The sequence below is a fragment of the Scytonema sp. NUACC21 genome (genome assembly GCF_054684315.1).
In genome coordinates, this window is the sequence record NZ_BAAFZH010000096.1 from 98,057 (window position 1) to 110,168 (window position 12,112).

The following is a 12,112-nucleotide window of genomic DNA, read 5'->3' on the forward strand; positions in this document are numbered from 1 at the left end:
AAATAGCGATCGAGATTGGGTAGTAACCTGCAAAAAGCAATGATTGCCCAATGCAGATTTCTCATGGTCTATCTTTTTAACTACTAAATTTAGTAATAATACTCTTGCAGAAAATTAATTTATATGAATCTTTTTTTAACAGACGACTATATTGTAGGCAAAATTTCAGAATAATGAGTGTGTTTCTTACAATCAAATTGGTAAAGATTTGTAAAGCTTATCAAATTGCTACATCAAAATTTTCAGTTGATTGAAACCACCGTCGCAGGGGCGCAAAGCAAGAGCGCCCTTACAAACGGTGTGGTTCACGTATGTGAAAACGGCTGTAAACACCGGGCGAACAGTGACAACCGATCCCCGGTCACTGTTAATCGTTAAGCTGCCACTGCTACACGCTCTAACAAACCTTCTTTTTGTGCCATAGCCAACATAAGGTCAATGACACGATTGGAGTAACCCCACTCGTTGTCATACCAGGCAACAATTTTAAAGAAGTTAGAGTTGAGTTCGATACCAGCACCAGCATCAAAAATACTAGAGTGCTCATCGCCTTGAAAATCTGTGGAAACGACTTCATCTTCGGTGTAACCTAAAATACCTTTAAGCTCACCAACAGATGCCTCCTTCATGGCAGCACAGATTTCTTTATAAGAGGTAGCTTTGGCAGTTTTGAAGGTTAAATCAACTACCGAAACATCAGGGGTGGGTACCCGGAATGCCATACCGGTCAATTTACCCTTCAACTCTGGTAAAACCAGTGCCACTGCTTTTGCTGCCCCAGTGGAAGAAGGAATGATGTTTTGTGCTGCACCACGACCGCCCCGCCAGTCTTTTTTACTGGGACCGTCTACCGTTGGCTGGGTAGCGGTCATGGCGTGAACTGTGGTCATCAACCCTTCAGTTAATCCAAATTTGTCATTGATAACTTTAGCTACGGGAGCCAGACAATTGGTGGTACAGCTGGCATTGGAGACGATGGTATCTTTTGCAGGGTCAAACAAGTGATGATTAACACCCATTAGCAAGGTAGGAACCCTATCTGGGTCTTTTGTAGGAGCGCTAATGATAACTCGCTTTGCCCCTGCCTGTAAGTGGTTGGCTGCTCCATCATAATTGGTGAACAGACCAGTAGATTCAACTACATAATCTGCACCCCATTTACCCCAAGGCAATTCTGCTGGATTCCTAATGGAGACGCAAGGAATGAAACGTCCATTAACAACAATGCCATCTTCCTTTGCCTCAACCTGACCCTTATAGCTACCGTGGGTTGAATCGTACTTCAACAGGTAAGCAAGGTTATCCGGCGGCACTAGGTCGTTAATGCCAACAAACTCAATGTTGGGGTTATCAATACCAGCGCGAAATACAAGCCGCCCAATACGACCAAATCCGTTAATGCCAACTTTCAGCTTACTCAAGATCGAACCTCCTGTTTCGGGATTGGGATTGGGGAACCAGCCGCGTGCAGGAATTATTGCCGATGAGCGGGCTGGCGTGATTGGAGATTGGGAATTTATCCAATTCTCAATCCCTTCTTGAACCAATCCTGCCAATGTATGTTAGCGAAAGCCAATTTAATTGGCATCTTTTAAGATTTGTTAGGAAGGGTTAGTGGTTAGTGGTTCTTTTAACTACTAACTACTAACAAATTCCCTAATACGGCCACTTCCAGTCACGAATTTCCGGCATATCTTCGCCGTGCTTGTGGATGTAATGCTTGTGTTCGATGAGTTTGTCTTGCAGCATTTGCTTGACATAAGCTGCTTTGTAGCCCAGCTGTGGTACGCGGTCAATGACATCCATAGCCAGGTGGAAGCGATCCACATCGTTAACTACTGTCATATCAAAAGGCGTGGTGGTTGTTCCCTCTTCCTTGTAACCCCGCACGTGGAGGTTACCATGATTCTTGCGACGATAGCTCAAACGGTGAATCAGCCAAGGATAGCCGTGGAAAGCAAAGATAATTGGCTTATCAGTTGTGAAAATGCTATCAAAGTCTGGATCGCTAAGCCCGTGGGGATGTTCCCTCTCTGGCTGGAGTTTCATCAAGTCCACTACGTTTACCACCCGCACTTTCAGGTCGGGAAAGTTTTGCCGCAAAATGTCTACAGCAGCTAAAGTTTCCAATGTAGGAATGTCTCCCGCCGAAGCCATTACCACATCAGGCTCGCTACCTTGATCGTTGCTTGCCCAATCCCAAATACTAATACCTTTAGTACAGTGCTTGATTGCGGCCTCTACATTCAGGAACTGCAAAGCTGGCTGTTTTCCAGCAACAATCACGTTGACATAGTCGCGGCTTCTGAGACAGTGGTCTGTTACCGATAGTAAGCAGTTAGCATCGGGGGGAAGATACACCCGAATGACTTTTGCTTTCTTGTTAACAACTAGGTCAAGAAAACCGGGGTCTTGGTGGGAGAAACCGTTATGGTCTTGACGCCAAACGTGGGAGGTCAGGAGGTAGTTCAGAGAAGCAATTGGTCTGCGCCAGGAAATGTCATGACAAGTATCGAGCCACTTGGCATGCTGGTTGAAGAGGTGGGGGGTTTTCGCCCGTGCTTTGCCCTGCCAAAAAATTTGTCAGACTGCCCTAATATCATAATATTATTGTCTGTTGCTGTCGAGGTGACTTTGAACCGCAGCCAAATCCCAGTGCAAAAGGATTCCACCGTCGATGCAGCAAGTTAAACACCAATTTGGATTGGGGACAAGCCCAAACGCTTTGATTTTGCTTAATTACAGTTCTTTGCCACTAAGGATTTAAAAAGATGCGCGATAAGGCTACCTAATTTTTGTATGAATTTGGGGAAGGGATGGTGAAGGTTGGGGGAATGAAAGAGAATAGGTAAAAGTTAGCAAAGGTTAGCGGTAGATAAGGATTTAATGGTTTCCGACTCTTGCATTAAATGTCATGACAAAGACTTTGTAAAGTAGTAACTGATTGTGAAAGTCCTTGTCTTAAAAGTGTTTCTAAATATTCTTCTTGTGTCTTGGCAGGATTTTTAAGAGCCTTTCTGTGCTTTTTTGCGACTTCACAAATTTCTACTGGACTAAGGTCAATTAGATGTAAAATGAAATCGTCTGGATGTTGGGATTCAATGCCATACGGTGCAAGGTATCGAGACGGGAAGTCTCTGCCGTTAAAAGTAACGATAACACTAGCATGACAACGAATCGCTGCTGCCAAAACGTGACGATCGTCTGGATCTGGAAGCTCTAAACCTGTAATTAGATTTTCATAACCTGTCACTAGGCAATCTCTAACATTTTTATTCATTAAATCTTTAATTTTTATGAGAGATTCTATTGTTAAGTCAGGACGGTTTTTTAAGACATTTCTAATCCACTCCGAATGGATTTGCTCTGTCCATTTAGCTCTAAATAAATCAGTGACAGCAAGCCGCATAAGAAAATCTCTTAGCGGTGCTGGATATAAAACACAAGCGTCATAAACCGCTGTGAAGTTGGAGACTATGAATGCTTTTTTAGAACTCATTGTGCTTACAATACTAAAATATTTTTAAACTGCTTCTACCACAGAGTTCTTTTAAGTTCCACCTAGTAATTTACTGACACAAAATTGTAAGCACTCAATAGTCTGGGGTAAATCGCTTAGCAATTAGCCTCAAATGGAGTAAAGTCTTTTCCGTTCCCAATTATTGAGCGGATACATAAAATTCATGTACTTTGTGATTTTTATTCGTACCCCATATTTAGTTCTTGGGCTTGAGCAGTAAGTTCATCAAGAGTTTCCATTCTTAAAGCATCAATTCGATTTTTGTAGGCAATCAAATCTTGGTAACGAACTCTTCGCCGTGTTCCTACTTTGCGGTATGGTATTTCTCCAGACTCTAATAACTGTACTAAATAAGGACGTGAGACATTTAGAATGTCTGCTGCTTGTTGTGTTGTAAGTTCTGCATTTACTGGAATAAGAGTAACAGCATTACCTTTAGCCATTTGTGCCAAAATATCGACAAACAATTGAAAAGCTTCTGCTGGTACAGTTACGGTCTCGCTGACAACGTTATTTTCCACAATATTGATAGTGGGATAAGCACCTTTTCTTACATAAGAAGCTAGTGCTTGGCTACTAACTCTAGCCAAAGTAGTATCTTCTTCTGTAGGTATCTCGCTAATTCGGGATTTACTGAGTGTCATAGATATCAGATTCTCCTAGGCTAATATCAAATTGCACTCCACTTATCTACATAAGAATTACTAAAATCGAGGTTTTACAATGGATTGCAATTTCTGTACTTTTTATAGTACCTCTCATTTGAAATGAACGCAATGTACGAAACGAACGAAATCAATCGGATTTGCTCGTATGATTAAAGCTTTGTCTTCAAAAGCCTTGAGGCAGCTTATCTACAGATTATTCAATTATAAATTTTAATAATTAATATTTTCTTTATAAGCTTAGCTTTTAGCTTTCTTTTTTTAATCGAAGCGGCGTAAGTCCCCATCCCTCTACAGGGTGGGGATATAAGCCGGACGGTGACGATTGCATCTGTCAAAAGTCAGTGTGAGACTTGCCAAATGTTGATACTTCCATCAGCACTGCCGCTTGCAAGAGTTTTGTTGTCGGGGCTGAAGGCGACAGAAGTTACTTCTTTAGAATGCCCCCTAAGAGTGCGAATTTCTCTTTTAGTTTCCATATTCCACAGTTTGATGGTGTGGTCACTGCTACCACTAGCGAGAATCTTGCCGTCGGAGGTGAAGGCGATGGAATTTACCGAGTAAGAATGCCCTTTAAAGGTGTGGATTTCCTCTCCAGTAGCTAAATCCCAAAGCTTGATTGTGTCATCAGCACTGCTACTAGCAAGAATTCCTCCCGGTCCTTCTCCATCGCTTGAGAACTCAGAGGAGATTGGACTGATGGCAACAGAACGAATCGGTTCAGTATGCCCTACGAGAATTCTGGTTACCTGCTTGTTTTTTATATCCCATAGTTTTACTGTGCCATCCTCACTACCACTTGCAAGAGTTTGTCCATCGGGACTGAAGGCAACAGATCTCACCGTACTGGAATGTTCTCTGAGTGTCGTAATTTCTTTTCCGGTTGACAATTCCCATAGTTTAATTATGCCGTCAAAACTTCCGGTGGCAAGTATCTTGCTATCTGGGCTGATGGCGATAGACTCAACAGAACTCGAATGACCGTAGAGTGTGCGGATTTCCTTTTTAGTTAGGGGGTTCCACAGCTTAATCGTGTTGTCACCATTGCCACTTGCTACCGTCCGACCATCTGGGCTGATAGCGACGGAATGAACTGAACCAGCATACCCTTCTAATGTGCCAATCTCCTTTCTAGCCGCTAAATCCCACAGTTTCACTGTTGTATCAAAGCTGCTGCTGACCAGGATAACACCATTGGAATTTGCACTGATGGCAACAGATGTGACTAAGTTGGAATGCCCATTGAGGGTTTTGATTGGGGAAGTTTTACTTTCTGTTAGAGGGTTGAGAAGTGGGGACTTTTTTATGTACAAGCCGGCAAATCCCAGTAATAGAATGGCAGAACCTACCAAAATACCTTTTCTCAGTTTAGCTCGTTGAGGGGATGATGGTCGAACCGATACCTGAGACGATAGGTCTTGGATAACTTCGTTGGCTGATTGATAACGTTCTCTTATCTCCTTTTTCAAAAGCTTATCAAGAACCTTACCCAAATCATCACTGATTGGATTTTTCAAATATTCTCGCCATGAACTTACCCAGCTATAGCCATTTTCTGCCCACAGCCCTGCTGGTGAAACACCAGTCATTAAGTGAAAACACGTAGCTCCCAAGCTAAATAAATCGCTTGCAGGACGAGCTTCTCCATCTTGCATTTGTTCTAGAGGGCTATATCCACGCGTGCCGATGGTCGTTCCCGGTTTTGTTCGTACAGTTTCACTCAACTGCTTTGAAGCGCCAAAATCAATCAGTACCAGTTCCCCTTCTTCCACTTGTTTGAGGGGGGAAAAATTTCTTTCCCTTTGTCGGTTTCGTTGCAGCGATCGCCTCATAATATTTTGAGGCTTGATATCTCGATGGATCACTCCCTTTTCGTGGATAAACTGAAGAACGGGCAGCAAATTGAGCAAAACTTTCCGAATTTCTGTTTCGTTATAAATTAAGCGTTGTTGCAATTCCCTCAGCAAATTCTGCCCATCAACAAACTCTTGCACCAAATACAGGTAGTTCTCCTCCTCAAAGTAAGCCAGCAAGGTAGGAATCTGCGGATGTCTGCCCAGTTTTTGGAGTCGCTGTGCTTCTTGTTGGAATGACTCAACTGCTTTCTTAATAGCCCAAGTTCCCTGGACTTTCGGTGCCAATTGCTTGACCACACAGCGTTCATTCAGTTTGTCTAAATCTTCCGCCAGATAAGTTCTACCAAATCCTCCTTCATCAGAAAGGACATTTGTAACGCGATAATGACCGCGCAAAAGCGATACCAAGGGCGTGCCGCAACTCTGGCAATAAGTTATTCCATCTCGATTGAGAGGATTGGGGCAATCAGGGTTTAGGCAACAGAGCATCGTCTAGCAAGCGTGACTGTGCTGCCATCTATGATATTACATGAGCAAAGAACTATTGAGAGACCTGCCAAATCTTGAGAATGTTCTCAGCGGTACCACCACTAGCTATAGTTTGTCCATCTGGGCTGAAAGCAACAGAATAAATATTTCCAAAATCCTTCTTCAAGACACGGATTTCCTCACCAGTGTCAAGATCCCAGAGCCTGATTGTGTTATCATGGCTACCACTTACCAACTTCTTGCCATCAGGACTAAAAGCTACGGAATTAACCCTATCGGTATGCCCTAGAAAGGTTCGTATTCTCTGTTGAGTTGCTAGATCCCATAGTTGAATTGTGCGATCTTCTCCACTACTAGCAAGCATCAAACTATCAGGGCTCAGGGCAATAGAAAAAACCGAATTTTTATGTCCTTTTAGTGTAATAATTTTTTGTTTGCTTACGACATCCCAAAGTACGATGCTACTGTCATAACTACTGCTAATTAGTGTGTAACTATCCAAAGTAAAGGCGATGGAACTCACGGGTTGGTTGTGCCCCTTGAGAGGAGTGGCGATTTGTTGTTGGCTTACCGTGTTCCACAGTCTAACAGTCCCATCCAAACTACCACTAGCAAGCGTCTTACCGTCAGGAGCAAAGGCTATAGAAGTCACAGAACCTTCATGTCCTTTAAGAGTGGCAATTTGCTTTTTGCGTTCTACATCCCAAAGTATGATGGTTTTATCAGAACCACCACTCGCAAGCATCTTACCATCAGGAGCAAAGGCTATGGAATAAATATATCCCGTATGCCCGGTGAGAGTACCGATGCTCAGTTTGCTTTGTAAATCCCAAAGTATGATACTTTTATCATCACTGCCACTAGCGATGGTCAATCCTGTAGGGTTAAAGGCAATAGTATTAACATCACTGGAATGCCCTCTCAGGTTTTCTGATGAGCCATCATTTGCCACAGGTGTGTTTGTGGTATGATCATTACTTGAAGTTTCATCAGTGAGTTTGCGATCGCCCGAAGTGCTATTGGCTGGCTCATTGACTGGTGCTATTACTGTTTTCTCTAGGGATGAGCGGTACTGCAAATACCAAACTCCCCCCAATCCAATCAACAAAACGGCAATACTGATAAACATCCGTTGATTATTCAGCCTAATACTTAATTTTGATGAAATTAAGGTCGGCGGTAGTAATGGAGGTGGCGAAAGCTGCTGTACTATACTTTTGTAAACTTCATCAGCTGATTGATATCTCTCTTGATAGTTTACTGTCAACAACTTATTAATAACTTGAGCTAGTTCAGCACTAATAGGGCTGGCTAAATATTCTTGCCAGCCAGTTACCCAGCTATATCCCTTTTGCATCCAGACATCCGATGGCGACATTCCTGTCAACAGAAAAAAGCAAGTCGCGCCTAGACTGAATAAATCGCTAGCCGCGTAAGCTTGTCCATACTGCATCTGTTCGATGGGGGTATAGCCATGTGAGCCAATGGTTGTACCCGTTTTAGTCTGCACTGTTGTTGAGAGCTGTTTCGAGGCTCCAAAATCAATTAGCACCAATCGCCCATCACTCCGACGGCGGATGATATTTTGTGGCTTAATATCTCGGTGAATCACCCCTCGTTCGTGAATAAACTTGAGAACAGGAAGCAGATCTAGTAAAAATCGTCTAGTTTCCTTTTCACCATATTGTCCTGTTCGTTCCACTTCTTTCCTTAAATTCTCCCCATCTATATACTGCTGTACCAAAAACAGATACATATTTTGCTCAAAATAGGCAAAAAGCGTAGGAATTTGGGAATTTTCTCCCAATTGTTGCAGTCGTTTTGCTTCTTCTTGAAATAGCTCAATTGCCTTTTGCAATACTGTAGATTCTGGAAATTTTGGTGCAAATTGCTTAACTACACACAGTTCGTTCAGCTTGTCTATATCTTCTGCTAAATAAGTTTTGCTAAATCCACCTTCATTAGAGAGAACTTTAATTATACGATAACGGTTTCTTAACAGCGGGATCAATGAAGCTCTGCAAGTTTGGCAATTTAAGCGATAATCGTCATTTTCCGGATTTTGGCAATTGGGATTCAGGCAGTAAAGCATACTCAGCAGAATGCACTGGATTTTGTGTATATGTTACGTTATGCCGTATAGTTTTGCCATTCTCATTCAGGCTCTTAACTTTTTAGCAGCCAACATTTTTGGATAAGGGCTTTATTAACCGACACTACACAAGGGTAAGTCTCCACCATACCTAAAAAATCGGACTTCTGAACGAATAACTAAAAATTTCTTTCAGAATTTGCAAAAACCCTGTTTTTGAATTTGTTACAAAATATAAATTGACAAACATTTCAATTATAACTTTTTTTAAAGATTTAATTCTTGAATTCAGTAGGTAGGTGCAAATAAACCTACCCATGTAAAGAAATGTTGAGTTCCTCTCAAGCTTACTAACCACTAACTACTAACTACTATACAGTCCTAACGCCAAATTATGTTTATTCACACCAACTTACTTACTAAACAACTAACGGATATTTAATAATTAAAATATCCTTAACCTTGTTGAATGGTCGAAAATGAGTTATGTAAGATTTATACATTATACAGATTTTATATAGAGTCCCTCAGTCTTACTAAAACTTGTTTGGAAATTAAATCAATTCATTTAGAAAATTGATAGGAATACATTTGTTTGAGCTTGTCCAAGCAGAAACTTTATCTATTTGAGGGTAGGATAGTGGTAAGAAAAAGTGAAAAAAAGTATTTTAACCAAGTCAACTTCGTTTTTAGTTGTTTCATCAGTAGTGGTTTGTGGCTTGTTGGCTATGCTTTGCCTATAAAAGCTTTGAGAGTTACTCAGCAAGGCGGCTACACAATTGCCAAACTACCAGATGAAAGAGAACAAGAAGCAGTAAGTAAATTTATTGAGAAAATAGATACTTCCCAAGTGCCTGCAAGTCGCGCAAAGCCAAGGTCAGCTATTGAATCTCCTTTAGCGCCAAAGTCTTCGTCAGCTAGCAATCTGAGTACTGTAACTACTTCGATTACCACCCCAACTACAAAGCCCCAACACAGAAGTACTCCCAGTGCAGCTGCTGCTACCAACACCACCCCAACTCCAAAACCCCAACACAGAAGTACTCCCAGTGCAGCTGCTGCTACCAATACCACCCCAACTCCAAAACCCCAACACAGAAGTACTCCCAGTGCAGCTGCTGCTACCAACACCACCCCAACTACAAAGCCGCAACACAGAAGTACTCCCAGTGCAGCTGTTGCTACCAACACCACTCCAACTCCAAAGCCGCAACACAGAAGTACTCCCAGTGCAGCTGCTGCTACCAATACCACCCCAACTCCAAAGCCGCAACACAGAACCACTCCCAGTGCAGCTGCTGCTACCAATACCACCCCAACTCCAAAACCCCAACACAGAAGCACTCCCAGTGCAGCTGCTGCTACCAATACCACCCCAACTCCAAAACCCCAACACAGAAGTACTCCAAGTGCATCTGCTGCTACCAATACCACCCCAACTCCAAAGCCGCAAAGGAAACTTAATGCTGCTGTAAGTTCACAACAGCGCAATGGACAAACAATTGAAGGTTCACCTATCAATGCAAGTAAACAACCAACTTTCAAAGAAATTAACTTTGTAGACTTTGCACTTGGTATTCTGACTCCAAAGGACTATGGTTACAAAGGCAGATATTTCCATTTCTATCAGTTTGATGGGAGTGAGAAGCAACACATTCAAATTAGACTCACTGGCAGTGACGATAGACGCCGCACGAATAATTTAACGCTAGAGCCCTTTGTGCTTCTGCTCGATCCTGATAATAATGTTCTTGTAAGCAGAGGGACTACAGGAAGAAACAAAGATGCATTCATATTTGCACAACTTCCTGTAACAGGCAAATATACCATTGCAGTTACAAGCCGCGAGCCTGGAGATACAGGTCGCTATAGTCTGGCTATTAGGAACGATCCATCTAGTTATCTCTTTGATGAAATAGCCAAACTAGACGAAGGTTTAACTCTGAACAAAAATAAAAATTTTTACGATATTTCTAAATTCCAAGGGAGAAAATACCAGCGTGTTAGTATACGTGTAGATAGTGTTTATGAAGAGTTTGCCCCTTACGTAGTTTTAATGAATTCTAAAGGGCAAGTCATTGCTCAGGATATTGACAAAGAAGGTAAGTATACTGCATTAATTGACGCAGCACAGTTACCTGAAAATGATATTTACTATGTAGTGGTAATTTCAGCTATTCCACACGAGCATGGTAGGTATCGATTAAGTATTTTTTAATACGACATGGTATTTAGTCAAAGTGTTTGCTCAACTAAGCAGATACCAAGTTCTCGCTTAATTGTCAAACTCTGTTGTTTGTATTCCTCAGCGGTTTCTAAATCTCCCAGGTAAAGGTAAGCTTCCGCTAAAGATTGCAAACAACTGGCTTCTACGTGGAGATAACCTATCTGAGACGCCATGTCCAAACATTCTGCGTAAATATCCATTGCTTCCTCAATCAAGTTCTCACCCAGATAAAAGTCCCCCAGACCCTTGAGACATTGTACCTCTAACTGACTAGAGCCAATCTCTTGAGCCATTTCCCAGCACTTCCAGTAATACTCTCCGGCTGCCGATATGTTACCTGTAGTTTGGTAATACATCGCTAGGTCATAGAGAGTATGGGCTTCCATAGAATGCAACTGCAGTTCTCTGGCAAGTTCCAAACGCCGATGGGTCATGTCTATTGCTTGAGTATACTGGCTCGTGAAATAATAAGAAGATATCATTTGCTGAAGCACCATCGCTTCGCTATGCTTGGCACCTGTTGCTAGAAATATGTCTTGAGCTTGTTTGTAGTAGTCTAGTGCTTGTGTGAAAATGTCTTGCTGGTATAAGGTGTCTCCTATAAGTGCAAGTGCATTCGCTTCTCCTATGCGATCGCCTTCCGTTCTAAAAACTTTCAAGGCTTCATCGTAGGATTGTCTTGCCTGAGAAAACCTCCTGGTTTCTAAATAAACATTGCCAATAGCAAATTCTGCTGACATACCTTGTAAGGGACTATCGGCGTACACCCCTATCAACTGACGAACCAGCTTCATTAAATTATCAGCGCCTTCTCGATCTATCTCCACTGCCAAAACAGATGCACTCTGTCGTGTAGCCTGTACCAAATCTAAAACGATTTTTACCAAGTCAGCATCTATTAAATTTTGGTTGAGTTCTAACATCTCGGTTTTTGCGCCATTGGTATCGGTCAGCAGCGCTTTGATGAGTTTGAGATAGCTGTAGTAGCGTTCTTGGTTTACGGTGTGTATCAGTGAGTTACCCATATTGTTATCAGTAAGCTTTTGCTATCCGTAAATTTGTTATGTTTTAATTCATACTTATCTTCTTTAAAAGATACGTGGAAAAAATGAGTAACTTGTGAAGATGCGTTTGAAGAATTATTAAGAATGCAGCTTACTCCTTGGACGCTCTAAGATTACCGATTTTCATAGGGTAGGCAGTTACTGGAATGGTGCAAAATTGTTTACTGCTGTTTGAATTTTGATAAATTAAGGAACAAAG

At 42.0% G+C, this 12,112-nt stretch carries 8 protein-coding genes and 1 pseudogene; 2 read left to right on the top strand and 7 right to left on the bottom strand.

The annotated features are described in order from the left end of the window. Positions 1-374 precede the first annotated feature (374 nt). Positions 375-1,421 (bottom strand): type I glyceraldehyde-3-phosphate dehydrogenase, encoded by a 1,047-nt coding sequence (gap, locus tag ACYRY3_RS28545; RefSeq protein ID WP_460205132.1) that lies wholly within the window; start codon positions 1,419-1,421, stop codon positions 375-377. A gap of 235 nt (positions 1,422-1,656) precedes the next feature. Continuing rightward, a pseudogene (locus ACYRY3_RS28550) lies at positions 1,657-2,541 on the bottom strand (phosphoketolase family protein); the annotation flags it as partial. Here ACYRY3_RS28550 and ACYRY3_RS28555 point away from each other — a divergent pair. Then, positions 2,431-2,691 carry a hypothetical protein gene (locus ACYRY3_RS28555; protein WP_460205055.1) on the top strand — a complete coding sequence of 87 codons (261 nt, stop codon included), beginning with the start codon at positions 2,431-2,433 and terminating at the stop codon, positions 2,689-2,691. The pseudogene ACYRY3_RS28550 and the gene ACYRY3_RS28555 overlap by 111 nt on opposite strands. A 214-nt stretch (positions 2,692-2,905) precedes the next feature. On the opposite strand, the gene ACYRY3_RS28560 is transcribed toward ACYRY3_RS28555, so the two are convergent. The 4 genes from ACYRY3_RS28560 to ACYRY3_RS28575 form a co-directional block, all read right to left on the bottom strand. Continuing rightward, positions 2,906-3,499 (bottom strand): PIN domain-containing protein, encoded by a 594-nt coding sequence (locus ACYRY3_RS28560; protein WP_460205056.1) that lies wholly within the window; start codon positions 3,497-3,499, stop codon positions 2,906-2,908. 200 nt (positions 3,500-3,699) lie between these two features. Beyond that, positions 3,700-4,164, bottom strand: coding sequence for a helix-turn-helix domain-containing protein (locus tag ACYRY3_RS28565; RefSeq protein WP_460205057.1), 465 nt, complete (start codon positions 4,162-4,164; stop codon positions 3,700-3,702). Positions 4,165-4,526: 362 nt separating this feature from the next. Continuing rightward, complete coding sequence (locus ACYRY3_RS28570) at positions 4,527-6,530, bottom strand: protein kinase domain-containing protein (RefSeq protein ID WP_460205058.1); 2,004 nt, start codon at positions 6,528-6,530, stop codon at positions 4,527-4,529. 52 nt (positions 6,531-6,582) lie between these two features. Next, on the bottom strand, positions 6,583-8,622 hold the full coding sequence (locus ACYRY3_RS28575) for a protein kinase domain-containing protein (RefSeq protein ID WP_460205059.1): 2,040 nt from the start codon (positions 8,620-8,622) through the stop codon (positions 6,583-6,585). Between the two features lie 640 nt (positions 8,623-9,262). On the opposite strand from ACYRY3_RS28575, the gene ACYRY3_RS28580 reads away from it, so the two are divergent. Further along, the gene (locus ACYRY3_RS28580) at positions 9,263-10,840 is read left to right on the top strand and encodes a PPC domain-containing protein (RefSeq protein ID WP_460205060.1); all 1,578 of its coding nucleotides are present in this window, start codon (positions 9,263-9,265) and stop codon (positions 10,838-10,840) included. 17 nt (positions 10,841-10,857) lie between these two features. Here the strand turns inward: ACYRY3_RS28580 and ACYRY3_RS28585 are convergent, their stop codons facing one another. Then, positions 10,858-11,874 (bottom strand): tetratricopeptide repeat protein, encoded by a 1,017-nt coding sequence (locus tag ACYRY3_RS28585; protein WP_460205061.1) that lies wholly within the window; start codon positions 11,872-11,874, stop codon positions 10,858-10,860. Positions 11,875-12,112 lie beyond the last annotated feature (238 nt).